Source organism: Actinoplanes sp. NPDC048791 (assembly GCF_040650095.1).
In the GTDB taxonomy this organism is placed as follows: domain Bacteria; phylum Actinomycetota; class Actinomycetes; order Mycobacteriales; family Micromonosporaceae; genus Actinoplanes.
In genome coordinates, this window is the sequence record NZ_JBEZGQ010000067.1 from 1 (window position 1) to 16,990 (window position 16,990).

At 70.7% G+C, this 16,990-nt stretch carries 14 protein-coding genes and 1 pseudogene; 5 read left to right on the forward strand and 10 right to left on the reverse strand.

All coding sequences use genetic code 11. From position 1 onward, the window contains the following. Window positions 1-283: pseudogene (locus AB0C29_RS08035) on the reverse strand (two-component sensor histidine kinase); the annotation flags it as partial. Between the two features lie 208 nt (window positions 284-491). On the opposite strand from AB0C29_RS08035, the gene phoU reads away from it, so the two are divergent. Further along, window positions 492-1,139 (forward strand): phosphate signaling complex protein PhoU, encoded by a 648-nt coding sequence (gene phoU, locus AB0C29_RS08040; RefSeq protein WP_360545673.1) that lies wholly within the window; start codon window positions 492-494, stop codon window positions 1,137-1,139. 69 nt (window positions 1,140-1,208) lie between these two features. Here phoU and AB0C29_RS08045 read toward each other — a convergent pair whose 3' ends face one another. Next, window positions 1,209-1,967: a phosphoglyceromutase gene (locus tag AB0C29_RS08045; protein WP_360545675.1), complete on the reverse strand. Its 759-nt coding sequence runs from the start codon at window positions 1,965-1,967 to the stop codon at window positions 1,209-1,211. Window positions 1,968-2,099: 132 nt separating this feature from the next. On the opposite strand from AB0C29_RS08045, the gene AB0C29_RS08050 reads away from it, so the two are divergent. After that, on the forward strand, window positions 2,100-3,443 hold the full coding sequence (locus tag AB0C29_RS08050; protein ID WP_360816865.1) for an MFS transporter: 1,344 nt from the start codon (window positions 2,100-2,102) through the stop codon (window positions 3,441-3,443). A gap of 19 nt (window positions 3,444-3,462) precedes the next feature. On the opposite strand, the gene AB0C29_RS08055 is transcribed toward AB0C29_RS08050, so the two are convergent. Beyond that, on the reverse strand, window positions 3,463-4,941 hold the full coding sequence (locus AB0C29_RS08055) for a chemotaxis protein CheW (protein ID WP_360816868.1): 1,479 nt from the start codon (window positions 4,939-4,941) through the stop codon (window positions 3,463-3,465). A gap of 3 nt (window positions 4,942-4,944) precedes the next feature. Beyond that, window positions 4,945-7,053, reverse strand: a complete 2,109-nt coding sequence (locus AB0C29_RS08060) for a PAS domain-containing methyl-accepting chemotaxis protein (protein WP_360816871.1) — start codon at window positions 7,051-7,053, stop codon at window positions 4,945-4,947. 136 nt (window positions 7,054-7,189) lie between these two features. Here AB0C29_RS08060 and AB0C29_RS08065 point away from each other — a divergent pair, with 136 nt between their 5' ends. Beyond that, entirely contained in the window at window positions 7,190-7,876 is a 687-nt protein-coding gene (locus AB0C29_RS08065; RefSeq protein WP_360816874.1) for an SAP domain-containing protein, read from the forward strand. A gap of 280 nt (window positions 7,877-8,156) precedes the next feature. Here AB0C29_RS08065 and AB0C29_RS08070 read toward each other — a convergent pair whose 3' ends face one another. Genes AB0C29_RS08070 through mshA form a run of 3 tightly spaced genes read right to left on the reverse strand, consistent with a single transcriptional unit; the run spans window position 8,157 to window position 11,256 of the window. Next, on the reverse strand, window positions 8,157-9,428 hold the full coding sequence (locus tag AB0C29_RS08070; RefSeq protein WP_360816877.1) for an MFS transporter: 1,272 nt from the start codon (window positions 9,426-9,428) through the stop codon (window positions 8,157-8,159). A gap of 32 nt (window positions 9,429-9,460) precedes the next feature. After that, window positions 9,461-9,958 carry a YbjN domain-containing protein gene (locus tag AB0C29_RS08075; protein WP_360816880.1) on the reverse strand — a complete coding sequence of 166 codons (498 nt, stop codon included), beginning with the start codon at window positions 9,956-9,958 and terminating at the stop codon, window positions 9,461-9,463. Beyond that, window positions 9,952-11,256, reverse strand: a complete 1,305-nt coding sequence (gene mshA, locus AB0C29_RS08080) for a D-inositol-3-phosphate glycosyltransferase (protein WP_360816882.1) — start codon at window positions 11,254-11,256, stop codon at window positions 9,952-9,954. The genes AB0C29_RS08075 and mshA overlap by 7 nt, the downstream gene beginning before the upstream one ends. A gap of 143 nt (window positions 11,257-11,399) precedes the next feature. Here mshA and AB0C29_RS08085 point away from each other — a divergent pair, with 143 nt between their 5' ends. Together AB0C29_RS08085 and AB0C29_RS08090 are read left to right on the forward strand one after the other, a co-directional pair. Further along, on the forward strand, window positions 11,400-12,161 hold the full coding sequence (locus AB0C29_RS08085; protein WP_360816884.1) for an SDR family oxidoreductase: 762 nt from the start codon (window positions 11,400-11,402) through the stop codon (window positions 12,159-12,161). Window positions 12,162-12,165: 4 nt separating this feature from the next. Next, complete coding sequence (locus AB0C29_RS08090) at window positions 12,166-12,960, forward strand: class I SAM-dependent methyltransferase (protein WP_360816887.1); 795 nt, start codon at window positions 12,166-12,168, stop codon at window positions 12,958-12,960. Window positions 12,961-12,966: 6 nt separating this feature from the next. On the opposite strand, the gene AB0C29_RS08095 is transcribed toward AB0C29_RS08090, so the two are convergent. From AB0C29_RS08095 to AB0C29_RS08105, 3 genes are all read right to left on the reverse strand, one after another. Then, window positions 12,967-14,655 carry a DNRLRE domain-containing protein gene (locus tag AB0C29_RS08095; protein WP_360816889.1) on the reverse strand — a complete coding sequence of 563 codons (1,689 nt, stop codon included), beginning with the start codon at window positions 14,653-14,655 and terminating at the stop codon, window positions 12,967-12,969. A gap of 236 nt (window positions 14,656-14,891) precedes the next feature. Then, window positions 14,892-15,293 carry a response regulator gene (locus AB0C29_RS08100; RefSeq protein WP_360816892.1) on the reverse strand — a complete coding sequence of 134 codons (402 nt, stop codon included), beginning with the start codon at window positions 15,291-15,293 and terminating at the stop codon, window positions 14,892-14,894. A 72-nt stretch (window positions 15,294-15,365) separates the two neighbouring features. Next, a partial coding sequence (locus AB0C29_RS08105) for a S8 family serine peptidase (protein WP_360816895.1) occupies window positions 15,366-16,990 on the reverse strand: 1,625 nt, incomplete at its 5' end.

The following is a 16,990-nucleotide window of genomic DNA, read 5'->3' on the forward strand; positions in this document are numbered from 1 at the left end:
CCGGGTTGACCAGCACCGGCTCGTCCCCGGCGTCGAGCACCACCACGCCGACGCGCAGCGAGTCCAGGCTCTTGCGGCCGAGGCCCTTCATGCCGTGCTTGCCGAGGCGCTCCTCGTCGATGTCGATCTTTCGTCCCCCCTCGGTCGACCGGGCCGCGGCCGGCTTCTTGCGGGCCACGGTCACCGGCGGCCCGGTCCGGCCGCGCCGGGACAGCAGGAACCCGGCCACCCCGCCGAGGGCGAGGGCGACGAGAACAAGGGCTGTGCCGAACACCGGATCCACGCTGCGATCGTAGGGTCATTGTTTACCTGGACCGTACGGCTAACCGGACAAAACCGGCGCGCTTCGAACAATGTTCACCACCAGGCCCGGCGTCGTTCACCGCCGTTCATGTTCAGGCCGCCGCGCCCGCCTAGCCTGGGCCCCGCGAGTCCAGCTCAACCCGGCTGCCACCGGTTCGCCGGCAGCCCCGAACCCCGGGACGAAAATCATGCGCGAGGAGTTTCAGGCCGACCTCACCGAGGTCAGTCGCCTGCTGGTGACCATGGCGGAATCGGTCCGCGCCGCGATGCGCAAGGCGACCACCGCCCTGCTCAAGGCCGACCGGGAAGCCGCCGACGCGGTGGTGGCGCGGGACGCGGAGGTCGACGACATCTACCGCCAGGTCGAGGCCAAGGTGGCCGACACCATCGCCCGGCAGGCGCCGGTCGCGTCCGACCTGCGGATGGTCATCACCGCCCTGCACATCTCGGCCGACCTGGAGCGGATGGGCGACCTGGCCGAGCACGTGGCCAAGACCGCCCTGCGCCGGCACCCGTCACCGGCGGTGCCGGCTGAGCTGCGGCCCGTCTTCCGGCAGATGGCCGAGGTCGCCGACCGGATGGCCGACAAGATCACCACGGTCCTGGCCAGCCCCGACGCCGATCTGGCGGCCGAGCTGGAGAAGGACGACGACGCGATGGACGACCTCGAACGCGACCTGTTCAAGATCCTGCTGCACGACGACTGGCCGTACGGGGCGGAGACCGCGATCGACGGCGCGCTCCTGGGCCGCTTCTACGAGCGCTACGCGGACCACGCGGTGAACGCGGGCGAGCAGATGATCTACCTGATCACCGGCAAGCCCGTCCAGCACTGACCCGAAGACACGAGAAGGCCGGGACGCCACGGGGGCGGCCCGGCCTTTCTGCTGTCAACGGGCGGGAGGTCAGCGGCCCTGGTTGGCGACCGCCGCGGCGGCCTCCTTGGCGACCTCGGGGTCGAGGTAGGCGCCGCCGGCGGTGACCGGACGCAGGTTCTCGTCGAGGTCGTAGCGCAACGGGATGCCGGTCGGGATGTTCAGCCCGGCGATCGCCTCGTCGGAGATCTGGTCGAGGTGCTTGACGATGGCGCGCAGCGAGTTGCCGTGCGCGGTGACCAGCACGGTCCGGCCGGCCAGCAGGTCCGGCACGATCGCGTCGTACCAGTACGGCAGGGCGCGCAGGAGGACGTCCTTGAGGCACTCGGAGCGGGGCTTGAGCTCCGGCGGCAGCTGGGCGTAGCGCGGGTCGGCGAACTGCGAATACTCGTCGCTGTCGTCGATCGGCGGCGGCGGGGTGTCGTACGAGCGGCGCCAGAGCATGAACTGCTCCTCGCCGTACTGCTCCTTGGTCTGCTTCTTGTCCTTGCCCTGCAGGGCGCCGTAGTGGCGCTCGTTGAGCCGCCACGACCGGCGCACCTGGATCCAGTGCCGGTCCGCGGCGTGCAGCGCGATCTCGTTGGTGCGGATCGCGCGGCGCAGCAGGCTCGTGTGCACGACGTCGGGCAGCAGGCCGTGCTCCTTCAACAGCTCGCCGCCCCGCCGGGCCTCCTGCTCACCCTTGGCCGTGAGGTCGACGTCGACCCAGCCGGTGAACAGGTTCTTGGCGTTCCACTCACTCTCGCCGTGCCGCAGCAGCACAAGGGTCCCCACAGTCATGCCCTCCATCCTGCCGCAGCCCCGGCCGGCGCGTGCGCCGACCCTCAGTGGCGACCACCACGTGGAACCCGGCTGCGCGGCCAGGCGGCGATCAGTAGGTTGTAAGGCTGTAAGAGAGTTGCGGTGCTTACGGGGGTCAGCGTGCGCGGGTGGTTACAGCAGGCAACGGGCGGTCTGCCACGACAGTTCTGGTTCCTCTGGACCGGCACCCTGATCAACCGCCTGGGCGCCTTCGTGGTGATCTACCTGGCCATCTACCTGACCCAGGCACTGCACTTCAGCCAGAGCCAGGCCGGACTGGTGCTGGGCGCGTACGGGGTGGGCGGTGCCGTCGGCACCATGACCGGCGGGGTGCTGGCCGACCGCTGGGGCCGGCGCCCGACGCTGCTGACGGCCCAGTTCGGCGCCGCGGCGCTGATGCTCACGCTCGGCTTCGCCGGAGGCTTCTGGCAGCTGGCCGCCGGGGCTCTGCTGCTCGGCGTCTTCGCCGAGGGGGTCCGCCCGGCGTTCCAGGCCATGATGATCGACATCGTGCCGGACCGGGACCGGATCCGCGCCTACTCATTGAACTACTGGGCGATCAACCTCGGCTTCGCCAGCGCGGCCGTCCTGGCGGGCTTCGCCGCCCAGTTCGACTACCTCCTGCTGTTCGTCGTGGACGCGGGCACCACCCTGGTGACGGCGGTGATCAGCCTGATCTTCCTGGCCGAGACCCGGCCGACCCGCACCGCACAACCGGCCGAGGCGAAAAGGACCCGCGGCGGCCCCGGCCTGGGCACGGTCTTCCGCGATCGGGTGTTCGTCGGCTTCCTGCTGCTCAACTTCTTCGTCGTGCTGGTGGTCATGCAGCACATGTCGACGCTGCCGATCGCGATGAGCGCCGACGGCCTGAGCCCGGCGACGTTCGGCTGGGTCATCGCCATCAACGGCCTGATGATCGTGGCCGGCCAGCTCTTCGTCCCGAAACTGATCGACGGCCGCAACCGCACCCGGGTCCTGGCCCTGGCCACCCTGATCCTGGGCGTGGGCTTCGGCCTCAACGCCTTCGCCGGCACGGTGGCGCTGTATGCCGTTTCGGTGGTGATCTGGACTCTGGGCGAGATGCTGCAGGCGCCGTCGAACTCGGCATTGATCGCGGAGCTCTCACCGGCTGCGCTGCGCGGGCGCTACCAGGGGGTGAACTCGCTGTCCTGGTCGGCCGGATCGGCGCTGGCGCCGATCGTGGGTGGCGTGGTGCAGGAGCATCTGGGCAGCACGGTGCTGTGGCTGAGCTGCGCCGGGATCGGGGTCGTGATGGCGGCGGGGCAGATCGCGTCGGGTCCGGCGCGGGAACGCAGGGTGGCTGCACTGCGGCAGCACAGTGCCGTTCCCACGGCGACGCAGCCGGCGATGGCACCGCCGTCCGTGGGAGAGGCCCGGCCGGACGAGAACGCCACGCCGCCCTCGATCGCCGCCGAGACGGTCCGCGTTCCGGCCCGCGACTAGTGGGTGACGCGGGCCGTCACTAGTGGCTCACCAGCTCGGCCGCCACGAGCTCCTTCAGGTCGACGTGCGGGAGCAACCGGCCCGCCTCCTCTGTGCCGATCTTGACCAGCGGCCCGTGCTGGAACACCGCGCCCGGCGCACCGGAATCGTCGCGGGCCGGCTCCTCCCACACCGATTCCTCGATCGCGTGCAGCCCGGGGACCACGAAACCCACCAGCTCCCCGCCCGGCGTGTCCACCAGCAGCACCCGGGCCGTGGCCGGGTCCGGCCGGCCCGTCAGGCCGAGCAGCGTGGGCAGGGACAGCAACGGCACCGACAGCCGCCGATGAGTGAAGATGCCCAGCAGCGCCCCGCCGCTGTCCAGCGGGATGATGTCTTCCGGATAGGGCAGGATCTCGGTGATCTGGTGCAGTGGCGTCGCGGCCTCCCGGCCCACGCTGTAGGTGAGGAACTTGCGCACGCTCGGGACGACCCGGCGACCGTCCGGACTCTCCGTCTCCGGCCGGCTCACGGTAGGCGGTGGGGCCTGCTTCGTACGTCCCTTCAGCGGAACCCCCAGGCTGCCCAGCGCATCCAGTTCCGGGTCCGCGCGCAGCGCCGCACCGTCCAGCACCAGATGCTGACCGCCCGGGTCCGTCCGCAGCACCCCGGTGAGGAAGCCGCCCTTGTGCATGCCGACCGCGGGCAACGGCAGCACGTCGCCGACCGGGACGGTGATGATGTCCGCGATGTCGGAGACCATCAGCACCACGAGCCCCCGGGGCATAGCGAGGACCAGACCCCGCAGATTCCCCTCATCAGGCATGCTGCCCAGCCCGAACAGCCGCAGCGGGTCGACCACCGGGACCGCGGTGTCCTGCAGGTGCACCACACCGCGGCAGTTGGCACCGCCCAGCGGCGACGTGTGCACCGTCAACCGCGGGATCACCGAATGCACGTGGCCCACCTCGATGCACAAGCCGATCGGGCCGCAGCCCAGCAGCAGCACCGTGCGCCGGGAGGCATCGGCGGGCTCCCCGCCGGCTCCGATCACCACGCCCCGCGGACCGGCGTCGCGCACGATCGGGATGCCCGGCAGCCGGGCGATGGCCCCGGCGTCCAGCAGTGACACCACCTCGCCGTCCTCCGGTCGCTCGAAGGTGTGCGAGAGCAGCGCGGGCCCGCCCCCGGCCACCGTCGTCTCCAGCAGCGCGCCCGAGCTCACCCGGGCGACGCCCTCGATCTCGTCGGCGAGCAGTCCGAAGAGCTGGTCGCCGACGACCACGATGACGATCACCGTGCCGTCGGGGTTGCCCTCCGCGTGCCCGGCCAGCCGGCACAGATCCAGCACCGGAATCACCACGTGCCGCAGGTTGACCGCACCCAGCAGGCCGGCCGCCGCGGCGGGCAGCGGGCTGAACCGCGGCGGCCGCACGATCACCTCGCGCAGTTCGTCGAGCGGCAGCGCCACCCGGAGTTCACCCGCGCGGAACACACCGAACAGTGCATCGGTCGTCATGGCTCAGCGCCGCGATCCCTCGGGCGCCATCGCGGCATCGGTGCCGATCAGGTCATTGATCAGATCGTGCACGGAGCGCGACGCGGTCTGCTGGCGCTGGGTCGAGGCGGCGATCTGCTTGATGGACTCGCTGGTCGAGGCCACGCTCTTGAGGATCTGCCCGAACGCGTCCTGGGCGCGGTGCGACACCGTGGCGCCCTGGCCGACCCGGCTCGTCGACTCGGTGATCAGCCGGGTGATCTCCCGGGCCGCCTCGGAGGACCGTTCCGCGAGCCGGCGCACCTCGCCGGCCACCACGGAGAAGCCGACCCCGTGCTCGCCGGCCCGGGCGGCCTCGATCGAGGCGTTGAACGCGAGCAGGTTCGTCTGGCCGGCGATCTCGCCGATGACGTTGACGATCGCGGCGATCTGGTCCGACGACTTCTCGATCAGGTCGATCGCCTCGATGGACTTGCGCAGTTCCTCGTAGCCCTCCTGGGCGTTCTGCTGGGTCTCGCCGGCGAGCGTGCTGGCCTGCTGAGCGCTGACGGTGATCTCGTCGATCGACCCGGTGAGCGCGTTGATCGAGTCGCTCATCTCCCGGGTCTTGGCCGACAGCAGCTGCTCCAGCTGCACCTGATCGGTGATGTCGTGGGCGTACTTGACCACCTTGTACGGCTCACCGCGCATGTTGTAGATCGGGTTGTACGTGGCCTGGATCCACACGTCCCGGCCGAACTTGCCGACCCGGTGGAACCGGCCGCTGAGGTACTCGCCCTTGCGCAGCCGCAGCCAGAAGTCGCGGTACTCGGCCGACGTCACGTACTCGCCGTCACAGAGCATGCTGTGGTGCTGGCCCACCAGCTCGCGCGCCGAGTAGCCGAGGGTGCGCTGGAAGTTCTCGTTCGCCAGCAGGATGTGGCCCTCGAGGTCGAACTCGATGACCGCCTGCGCCCGGTTGATGGCCATGTCCTTGCCCTGGTACTCGGCGTTGCGCAGCTTGTCCTCGGTGACGTCGGTGGCGTACTTGACCACCTTGACCGGCCGCCCGTCCAGATCCAGGATCGGGTTGTAGGTGGCCCGCAGCCAGACCTCCGCACCGCCCTTGGTGATCCGCTTGTACTCACCCGAGAAGAACTCGCCGCGGCTCAGCTTCTCCCAGAACGCCTGGTACGCGGGGGTCGTCGCCTCCTGCTGCTCGACGAAGACCCGGTGGTGCTGACCGGCGACCTCGTCCCGGGAGTAGCCCATCAGGTCGAGGAAGTTGCGGTTCGCGTCCAGGATCCGGCCCTGCAGGTCGAACTCCACCACCGCCTGGGCCCGGTCGATCGCGGCCACCTTGCCCTCGTACTCGGCGTTGCGCAGCCGGGTCCCGGTGACGTCCATGGCGTACTTGACGATCTTGTACGACCGTCCGTCCAGATCCAGGATGGGGTTGTAGGTGGCCCGGATCCACACCTCGCGCCCGCCGCGGCCGATCCGCTTGTACTCGCCGCTCTCCACCTCGCCGGCGCGCAGCCGTTCCCAGAGGCGGTGATATTCGGCGCTTTCGGCGTACCGCGGCTCGCACAGCATCCGGTGGTGCTGACCCACGAGGTCGTCGAGCGTGTAACCGGTCAGCGCGAGGAAGTTCTCGTTGGCGCTGAGGATGATGCCGTCGAGGTCGAACTCGATCACGGCCTGGGCGCGGTCGATGGCCGCGTACTTGCCCCTGAGCTCGGCCAGCTGCCGCCTGTCCTCGGTGATGTCGTAGGCGGTGACCAGCAGGAGCCGGCCCTCCGGCGACTCCGGGGCATCGGCCGCGGGCTCGACCGGCCGGCAGTTGAGCCGCAGCCACCGGTGCGCGTCCGCATCGTCGAGAACCTCGATCACCTGTTCCGGGTACTCACCGGCCCGGGCTGCGGCGAGCATCTGGTCGATCACCAAGCCGGGAGACCGCCACAGTTTGCCCAGCGCGACCCCGGCCACGTCCTCCGCCGACCGGCCGACCAGCGCGCAGAACTGGTCGTTCACGGCGGCGACGACGCCGGTCCGGGCGCGGACCGTGGCGATGATGCGCTTCTCCAGCAGCAGGGCCAGCGCGGTCCGCTGCAAGGTGGGGTCCGTGGCGAGGATGGAGGCGGGTTGGGCCATCGATGCTCCTGGAGTCGGCCGAGTGGGGTCTCGCCCCCCTGTTCGGCGGCTGCGCACGGCCGCTGAGCCGGTTCGGGGCTTTCCGTGTCCGCCGAGCGTTCCCTGGGTAGCAGTAGTCGGCAGACGTCATCCCCCGATGTCCCAAGAGAAAGGCTGGAACAGCGTGGCTGCCACCAAGTCCGCCAAGAATCCGACGGCGCACAACGACACTCCGAACACCCCCGAGGTACGCGAGAGTGCGATCGCCAAGATGAAGGTCGCCGAACTGCGGCAGAAGCTGCGCACCCACGGGGTCAAGGACACCGCCGAACTCAAGAAGCCCGAGCTGGTCAAGAAGCTCATCAAGGCCGAGGTCTCGGCGACCAAAACCAAGAGCACCAAAAAGAACCCGACCTCGGGCAACGACACCCCCAACACCCCGGACGTCAGCGAGAGCGCCATCGCCGCGATGAAGGTCGACGGGCTGCGCCGCAAGCTGCGGGGGCACGGGGTCAAGGACACCGCCGAACTCAAGAAGCCCGAGCTGGTCAAGAAGCTCATCAAGGCCGAGGTCGCCGCGACCAAGAAGAGCACCTCGACCAAGAAGACGAGCTCGGCCAAGAAGAGCACGACGAAGAGCAAGAACCCGACCTCGGGCAACGACACCCCCAACACCCCGGACGTCAGCGAGAGCGCCATCGCTGCGATGAAGGTCGATGATCTGCGTCGCCGGTTGCGGGGGCACGGCGTCAAGGGCACCGGCGAGTTGAAGAAGCCGGAGCTGGTCCAGCGGCTCATCAAGGTCGAGACGGCGGGCGCCAGGAAGAAGGCCTCGAAGAAGTAGGGACGAACGGCGGACGGCCAGCGGTTGACAGCCGGACGACCGAGGCGGGCATCATCCGTGAGGGTGAAGTTGCCAGGTGTGACGGTTCAGACAGATGGCAGACAGCCAACCCGCTTGTGGCCCTTGACCGGCCCAACTAGCGTGGTCGATGGACGCCGAGCCGTCAGTTCGGGGAACGGGTCGGCCCTTCGGGGCCACCGCGGATCGGCGTTCGGGGACGGGTGGCATCAGCCGTTGGGGGACGGCGTTACCCGAGACCGGCGGTTAGTGCGGGCGACGCCTATGGGGATGGGTGTCGCCCGCCGCCGCCGGCGCCGTCAGCCCCCACGGCCGTCAGCCTCACGGCATTCACTCTTCGCTCCCGGCTCGGGCCCGCCGCCAGATGCAGCACCGCGGCGACGACACCCACGGCAGCGACGATCAGCCAGTGCGCCGGGCCGAAAGCCTGCAGGCTCACCCCGCCCAGCGCCGGCGCCAGGAAAGCCGCCGCCGGGAAGGTGAGGAAGAACACCGCCTGGTAGCGCCCGCGCAGTTCGACCGGCGCCAGCTCCGAATTGATCTCCGCGTTCGGCGGCGCGGCCAGCATCGAGCCGACCGTCCAGATCGCCGCCGCCACCAGGTAGCCGCCGAGCCGGTCGGCGAACGTCAGCGTCGCGAAACCCACCGCCATCACCGCCACCGCCGTCGCCAGCACCCGGTCCTTGCGGTGCCGGTCGATCAGCCGCGGCACGAACAGCTGGCCCACCACGATCAGCGTCCCGCCCAGCGCGGTCACCAGTCCGTAGCTCGACGGGCTGAGCCCGTCGTCGCTCATCGCCAGCGGCACGATCGTGCTGGTCTGCGCGTAGAGCAGCGCCTGCAGCAGGGTCAGGCCGACGAAGACCAGGAAGATCCGGTCGGCCAGGACCGTGCGCATGCCCGCGCCGGTCGTCGCGGCCGTCGACGGCCGCCGGCTGAGCGTCTCCGGGACCTTCCAGGCGATGAGTACGCCGGTGAGCAGAGTCGACGCCGCGTCGATCAGGAACAGTCCCAGATAGCTCCACTCGGCCAGCAGCCCGGCCAGCAGCGAGGCCCCGGCCATGCCCAGGTTGAACGCCCAGAACTGCAGGTTGAACGCCCGGGAGCGGCGCTCGGCGGGCACCACGTCGATGATCGCCGCGACGAACGCCGGCCCGGGCATCGACTGGGCCAGCCCGAGCAGCAGGCCGAGCCCGGCCACGAACCGCAGATCCGTGCTCACCGCCAGGGCGACCAGCAGCGCGGCGGTGGCGAAGTGCGAGGCCAGCAGCGTCGGGCGACGGCCCCAGCGGTCGGTGAGCAACCCACCGAGCAGGGTGCCGGCGACACCGCCGATGCCGTACCCGCCGACGATGAGGCCGGCCAGCGCCGGGCTCGCGCCGCGCTGGGCGGTGAGATAGAGGCTCAGGAACAGCACGGCGAAGCCGCCGACCCGGTTGATCAGCAGACCGGTCCAGAGATACCAGTACGTCGCGGGCAGTCCACCGGCCGCGTCCGTCCACCACTTGCGCCCGGTCGGCACCCGGTCCCCCAACTGGTAACGCTCTTAACAGTTACCGCTTGAGGTTAGCCGGGGATTTCCTTGTCGGCGAGGTGGGCGAAGGCCTGCAGGTTGGCCAGCGACTCGCCGCGCTTGACGCGCCACTCCCACTCACGCTTGATGGACGAGCCGAAGCCGATCTCCAGCATCGAGTCGAAGGACTCGTCGGCGTACGTCAGCACCGCGCCCAGCAGCCGGTCCAGCTCGTCCTCGTCCAGGCCCTTCAGCGACACCCGGCCGGTCAGGTAGACGTCGCCGGCCGCGTCGATCGAGAAGCTCACGCCGTACATGCGGGCGTTGCGGCGCAGCAGCCAGGCCCAGAGCTCCTCGCTCTGCTCGTCCGGGTGGCGCATCACGAACGCCTCGATGCGCAGGGCGTGCTCACCCACGATGAGGTTGCAGGCCGTCTTGAGCTTGTGCGTGCCCGGCAGTGTCACCACCCACGAGGCATCGCCGGTGGACTCGCACTCCAGCTCGCGTTCCGCGCAGACCCGCTCGATCAGCGCGCCGATCCCGGTCACCATGAGAACGAGCCTGCCAGGCGGGCCTCGATCAGCGCACGGTGCTCGGTCACCGCCTCGCGGTAGACCCGCAACAGACCGTCCGCGGTGCGGTCCCAGGAGAAGTTGGTGGCGTGCCGGACCGCACCGATCGACAACCGCAGCCGGCGGGCCGGTGCCAGCAGCAGACCGGCCAGCACCCGGGCCCAGTCGTCCGGGTCGTGCCCGTCCACCAGCACCCCGCTGACACCGTCGGTGACCGCCGTGACCAGGCCACCCACGGCCGCCGCGACGACCGGCGTGCCGCAGGCCTGCGCCTCCAGCGCGACCAGCCCGAACGACTCGTTGTGGGAGGGGACGGCGACCAGGTCGGCGGCCCGGTACAGCGCGGCCAGGGCCTCGCCGGTCTGCGGCGCCACGAAGCGCACCTTGTGCGAGACGCCGAGCGAGGCGGCCAGCTCGATCAGGGCGGTCGGCCGGTCCAGGCCGCTGCCGCTGGGGCCGCCGCAGATCACCACGGTCACGTCCTCGTCGCGCAGGGCTGGTGCGGCCAGCGCGTTGATCAGCACGTCCGGGCCCTTGAGCGGCTGGATCCGGCCGACGAAGGCCACCACGTACCCGCGTTCGGGCAGGCCGAGCCGGCGGCGGTCGGCCGCCCGGGTGGACCGGGGTCGAAAGCGGTCCAGGTCCACGCCCGGCTGCACCACGGTGAGCCGGGTCGGGTCGGCGTCGTAACAGCTGACCAGGTCCTGGGCCTCGAACCGGGTGTTGGCGACCAGCCGGTCCGCCTCGGCGATGACCTGCTCCTCGCCGATCACCCGGGCCTTGGGCTCGGGGCGGTCACCAGCGGCGATGAACCTGTTCTTGACCTTGGCCAGGGTGTGCGCGGTGTGCACGTGCGGGACGCCCCAGCGCTCCCGGGCCAGCCAGCCGACCTGGCCGGACATCCAGTAGTGCGAGTGGATCAGGTCGTACGCGCCGGGTGGGCGCGCGGCCTCGGCCCGCAGCACACCGTTGGTGAAGGCGCAGAGCTGCGAGGGCAGCTCCTCCTTCGACAGGCCCTCGAACGGGCCGGCGGTGACATGGCGCACAGTCACGCCCGGCGCCATCTCGACGACCGGCGGCAGCTCGCTCGACGTGGCGCGGGTGAAGATCTCCACCTCGACGTCCCGCTCGGCCAGCCGCTTGGACACCTCGACGATGTACACGTTCATGCCACCGGCGTCGCCCGTGCCCGGCTGCTCCAGTGGCGAGGTGTGCACGGAGAGGGTGGCGATGCGCCGGGGGGTCGGCCAGGGGCCTGCAGCCCGCAGCTCAGCCACGTCGTGTCCCTTCGCGAAAGCAGTGGAACGTAACGGGGAACTGTTACGCCGTCGTTCATCTTCCCCATCCACCGGCCCTCAACCCAACGCCAGGAGGCCGGGGGTGACCCAGCTCTCCCGCCGGGGTGAGGCAGGATCAAAGGATGGTGCAGAAGAAGATCGCCGTCGTCACCGGGGCGTCCAGCGGCATCGGCGCGGCCACCGCACGCCGGCTGGCCGCCGAGGGCTTCCACGTGGTGGCGGCCGCGCGCCGGGCGGACCGGCTGGAGAAGCTGGTCGCCGAGCTCGGCGCGGACGCCACCGCGGTGGTGTGCGACATCACGTCCGACGCTGCCGTGGATGCCTTGGCGGCAGCGGTCGACGAGCTCGGTGCGCCGGTCGCGCTGCTGGTCAACAACGCGGGCGGGGCGCGCGGGATGGACCCGGTGGAGACCGGCTCGGTCGCCGACTGGCGGTGGATGTACGAGGTGAACGTCCTCGGCACGCTGCGGGTAACCAAGGCGCTGCTGCCGGCCCTGGAGGCCAGTGGCGCGGGCACGGTGGTGACCGTCGGGTCGACCGCGGCCTTCACGGTCTACGAGGGCGGCGCCGGCTATACGGCGGCCAAGCACGCGCAGAACGCCCTGGTCGGCACGCTGCGCCTGGAACTCGCCGGGCGGCCGGTGCGGGTCATCGAGATCGACCCGGGCATGGTGCGCACCGAGGAGTTCTCGCTCAACCGCCTCGGTGACCCGGCCAAGGTCGACGCGATCTACGCCGGGGTGCGCGAGCCGCTGGTGGCCGAGGACATCGCGGACTGCGTCGCCTGGGTCGCCACCCGGCCGCAGCACGTCAACGTCGACCGGCTGGTGGTGCGCCCGATCGCCCAGGCGGCCCAGCACAAGGTGGCCCGGGAGCAGAGCTGACGCCATGAAGCCGGTCGGTGCGGTCACCCGGGGCACCACGAACCCCAACCGGCTGCGCCGGGTGGACAACTTCATCGCGTACCGCTGCGGCGAGCTGCTGGCCCGCGCGGCCGCACCGCTGGTCGTGGATCTGGGCTACGGCGCGACGCCGGTCACGGCGGTCGAGCTGCGCGGCCGGCTGGCCGCGGCGGTCCGCCCGGACATCGCGGTGGTCGGTCTCGAGATCGATCCGGTACGGGTGAGCGACGCCCAGCCGTGGGCGGACCCGCCGCTGCTGGAGTTCCGCCGGGGCGGCTTCGAGCTGGCCGGCCTGCGCCCCCAGGTGGTCCGCGCGTTCAACGTGCTGCGCCAGTACGACCAGGACGAGGTGCCCGCCGCGTGGGCCACCATGACCGCCACCGGCGCCCTGCTGGTCGAGGGCACCTGTGACGAGCTGGGCCGGATCGCCACCTGGGTGGTGGTCGGCGCGGACGGGCCGCAGACGCTGACCCTGTCGGCGCGACTGTCCGATCTGGACCACCCGGCCACCTTCGCCGAACGCTTGCCCAAGGCCCTGATCCACCACAACGTGCCCGGCTTCCCGATCCACGACCTGCTGCGGACCCTGGGCGCCGCCTGGGACGCGTCGGCCACGCCGTTCGGTCCGCGGCAGCGGTGGCGGGCCACCGTCGAGAGGTTCCGCGAGCAGTGGCCGGTGCTACCCGGTCCGGCGCGGTGGCGCCGTGGCGAGTTGACTGTGCCCTGGCCCGGACAGCCGGCCGGGCCGGCCCGCGAACGGACCGGCCCGGCATCGGGTTGAGCGACGTCACTTGCCGATGGTCACCTTGAACATCGGGTCGGCGGCGACCTTCTTGAACGCGGTGAGGCTGCTCGGCATGGAGTTCACCGAGATGTCCCGGTCACCCTCGTCGTCGCTGGCGGTGTCGAAGTAGACGACGGCCTTGATCGCCGGGTGGGCCTTCAGCTCGGGGACGACCGAGGCGAACGCGGCGGACTTGTCGGTGACGGTCGCGCGGCGGTGGTACATGCCCCACTCGGCCACCATGATCGGCTTGCTGGGGTGGTTCCGCACGGCCCAGTCGTACCAGCCGAGGCCGCCGCCGGTGGGCTGCCGGTCGAGGATGTCGCCCATGTCGCCGTAGTGGTAGTAGCCCTTCTCCACGCTGACGTAGGAGTCCAGGCCGACCCAGTCGACGTACGCGTCGCCCGGGTAGAGGTCCTGCCACCAGGACTGGGCCATCCACTTCTCGTTGCCCATGTAGGCGATCACGTTGACGGCGTTGGTGACGCCGTTGGTCCGCAGCCGGGTGATCACGTGCCGGTACATCGCGGCGTAGTCCTTGGCGGTCATGCCCGACGCGGCGGTGGTCTGCACGTCGTTCTCCGGCTCGTGGTGCAGCGCCAGGAAGAACTTCTGCTGGAAGTTCTGCTTGACGTACGCCGACCACTTGTCGATCCGGGCGTCCTGCTGGCCGGCGGCGACCTTGGCCCAGGTCGAGTTGTAGGCGACCTTCCAGTTCAGCAGCAGCACCCGCGGGCGCTGCGGGTCCTGGGTCATGGCGATCTCGGCCTTGGTCGGGAACTGCTCGTCGCCCTTGTGGTACTGGTGGAAGATCGTCGCGGTGCGCCCGGTGAGCGTCTCCCAGGTCTTGAGGGCCTGGTCGCGCGGGGTGTCGGTGAAGCCACCGGCCGCGGCGCCCCACAGCACGCCGCAGGAGGGCACGAGCAGCGCACCGGTGACGCACTCCGCCGGCGGCGCCGTGGTCGGCGGGACCGTGGTCGGCGGGACGGTCGGCGGCGGCGTGGTGGTCGGCGGGACGGTCGTCGGGGGCGTGGTGGTCGGCGGGACGGTCGTCGGCGGGGTCGTCGGGGTGGTGGTGGGCGGAGTCGTCGGGGCGGTGGTGGTCGTGGTGCGCTTGACCGTCAGGACCAGCTCGGGGCCACCGGCGGTCGTCGTGCCGTACTCGATGGCGCGCAGCCGGGTGACACCGGTGGTGGCCGCCGACTTCAGCGCGAACGCGTAGGTGCCGGCCTTGGTGACCACTTTGGAGACGTCGAAGCGCAGCGTGGTGTCGGTGAGCTTGGGCTTGATCGAGGCCACCAGCGGGCCGAGGGCCGGCGCGTTCGCCGCGGTGAGCTTCTGCTCCGACCACCCGCTCGCCACCGCATGGACGTTGAGCGTGGCCGCGACCGGCTTGCTCTCCACCGGCAGCCGCAGCTCGGCCGCGGTGACGGTGGCACCCGCGGCGACCTTGGGCGCGAACTTCACATAGGACAGCCGGGTCTCCCCCGACTCCTTGCCGACCACCAGCTTGTCGGCCGAGCCGAAGTTCACCGTCCGGCGGGTGCTGGACGTGTAGGCGTCGTCGGTGCTGTAGGTGGTCGTCGTCTCGGTTGTCGTCGCGGCGTTAGCCGTACCGGTCAGCGCGACACCCGCGCCGGCCACCACCACACCCGTCAGTGCGACTCCGATCGTCCTGCGCCTGGCCGTCACGTCGTTCCCCCTGTATGTCAAACAATTGCTGTCTGACATTCAGGTTCGGCGCGGGCGGGTGCCGGCCCGGATCGCGAACGGGTGCAGGCCAGGAGCCGCGCCACAGTGGACCCTCTGGCGGCAGGAGCCCCAGCGGATGAAGGGCTTTGCGGCCGACGGCACCTCCACCGTTCGGCCGAGGCCGGAACGCAGAAAACGCCGCCGGAGCAGCTCCGGCGGCGTTCTCGCTCAGGTCGTCACACGGTCGGTGCCCGCTGGTCGAGGATCGAGCGCAGGGCCTCGAGCAGCAGATCGGCGGTGAACGGCTTCTTGACCAGCAACGCGTCCGCGTCGATCAGGCCCTTGGTGACGGCGATGTCCTTGGGCAGGCCCGAGATGAACACGACGCCCATCTCGGGGCGCAGCCCGGTCGCGGTGCGGGCCAGCTCGCCACCCGAGTCGCCGGGCAGGTTGAGATCGGTGACCAGCACGTCGATCACCCCGGGATGGTCCTGGCAGACCGCGACAGCCTGCTCGCGGTCGCCGGCCACCAGGGTGGCGAAGCCGCGGCGCTCGAGCATCCGGCGCATGATGTCCCGCAGGTCCTCCTCGTCGTCGACGACGAGGACCGTGGGGCGCTCCTGCGTGGCCTCAGTCATGGCGGCCTCCTTGGCTCTACTCACGAAACACGCTATCGGCGCGGCGCCGCACCGGTACGGCTTTCCGAGCTTTCAGAGCGTCAACTTCCACTTGTCCAGGATTCCGGTCGTGGTGCCGAAGGAGTCCTTGACCTGCAACGTCCACGTACCGTTGCGCGACGTACCGGACAGGTTGATCGGGTACGTCTGGGCCAGATTCGCCACGGTGTCCGTCTTGTCGGCCGGCTTCAGCGGGTACTTCGTGCCCCGCGGGCTCACCAGCGAGACGACGAGCGATCCGCGGTAGCCGTGCGCGACGGTCACCGTCACGCTGGAGGTCGCCGACGCGGTGCCGGTGCAGCCGGAGATACTGACGCTGCTCGACGCGGTGCCGTACTTGCTGATCCGCACGTCCGTACCCATGGTGAACGGCCCGCACGCGGTGACCGGCGCACTCGTGGTGGGGGTCGTCGTGGGCGGGGTGGTCGTCGGAGCGGTGGTCGGGGCGCTCGTCGGGGCCGTCGTGGTGGGGATCGTGGTGGGCGTAGGGCTCGGGGTGCCGGCGGTGGCGTTCAGCCAGGTGGTGTTGAGCAGCTTGTTGACCGAGCCCGTGCCCGGCGAGGTCACCTTGTCCGCCGACGCCTTCGTGGTGAGAGCGGTGAGCACCTGGGCCGGCGTGGCCCCCGGGTCGGCGCCCAGCACCAGCGCCGCCGCGCCCGCCACGTGCGGGGCCGCCATCGAGGTGCCGCTCATCGCCTGGGTGCCGGTGTCCGACGAGTAGCCCGCGGACGTGATCTTGGCGCCCGGCGCGAAGATGTCGAGGCAGGAGCCGAAGTTGGAGAAGGAGGCCCGGGCGTCGGTGCTCTCGGTGGCGCCGACCGTGATCGCGTTGGGCGTGGCCGCCGGCGAGTAGTTGCAGGCGTTCTTGTTCTCGTTGCCGGCCGCCACCGCGTAGGTGACCCCGGAGGCGATGGACTTGCTGACCGCGGCGTTGAGCGCGGAGCTCAGCGTGCCGCCGATGCTCATGTTGGCCACGGCCGGCTTGACCGCGTGCGTGGTCACCCAGTCGACGCCGGCGATGATCGCCGAGTACGAGCCGGACCCGGTGCAGTCCAGGACCCGCACGCCGACCAGCTTGACGTCCTTCGCGACGCCGTACGTGCGGCCGCCGACCGTGCCCGCCACGTGGGTGCCGTGCCCGTTGCAGTCCTGGGCGGTGGCGTCCTTGTCGATGAAGTCCCAGCCGTGGCTGGCCCGGCCGCCGAACTCGGTGTGGCTGGTCCGGATGCCGGTGTCCAGCACGTACGCGGTCACGTTGGCCGCCGAGCGGTAGGTGTAGGTCTTCGACAGCGGGAGCGCGGGCTGGTCGATGCGGTCCAGGCCCCATGTCGGGGTGGTCTGGGTGTCGGCCATCCGGACAGTGGCGTCCTGCTCGACGTAGTCGACGGCCGGGTTCGCGGCGAGCCGGCGGGCCGCGGTGGCCGTCATGGTGGCCTGGAAGCCCCGGACGGCCGAGAGGTAGTTGGCGCGGACCTGGCCGCCGTACCGCTTCACGAGGGACCGGGAGGCGGAGGTGACCTGGGCGGCCGCCGCCGTACCGGGCTTGAGCACCACGATGTAGCTGCCGGCGATCGCGTCCGCGGTGGCCGCCGCGCGGATCGGGCCGGTCGTGGTCGCCATGCCGGAGCCGGTCGCCCAGCAGGTCGGCTGGCCCGACA

Coding starts and splice junctions, on each gene's coding strand:
- AB0C29_RS08060 (WP_360816871.1), bottom strand. CDS start 7,053: ATGGCCCAACCCGCCTCCATCCTCGCCACGGACCCCACCTTGCAGCGG.
- AB0C29_RS08045 (WP_360545675.1), bottom strand. CDS start 1,967: ATGGAGGGCATGACTGTGGGGACCCTTGTGCTGCTGCGGCACGGCGAG.
- AB0C29_RS08100 (WP_360816892.1), bottom strand. CDS start 15,293: ATGACTGAGGCCACGCAGGAGCGCCCCACGGTCCTCGTCGTCGACGAC.
- AB0C29_RS08085 (WP_360816884.1), top strand. CDS start 11,400: ATGGTGCAGAAGAAGATCGCCGTCGTCACCGGGGCGTCCAGCGGCATC.
- phoU (WP_360545673.1), top strand. CDS start 492: ATGCGCGAGGAGTTTCAGGCCGACCTCACCGAGGTCAGTCGCCTGCTG.
- AB0C29_RS08065 (WP_360816874.1), top strand. CDS start 7,190: ATGTCCCAAGAGAAAGGCTGGAACAGCGTGGCTGCCACCAAGTCCGCC.
- AB0C29_RS08075 (WP_360816880.1), bottom strand. CDS start 9,958: ATGGTGACCGGGATCGGCGCGCTGATCGAGCGGGTCTGCGCGGAACGC.
- AB0C29_RS08090 (WP_360816887.1), top strand. CDS start 12,166: ATGAAGCCGGTCGGTGCGGTCACCCGGGGCACCACGAACCCCAACCGG.
- AB0C29_RS08055 (WP_360816868.1), bottom strand. CDS start 4,941: ATGACGACCGATGCACTGTTCGGTGTGTTCCGCGCGGGTGAACTCCGG.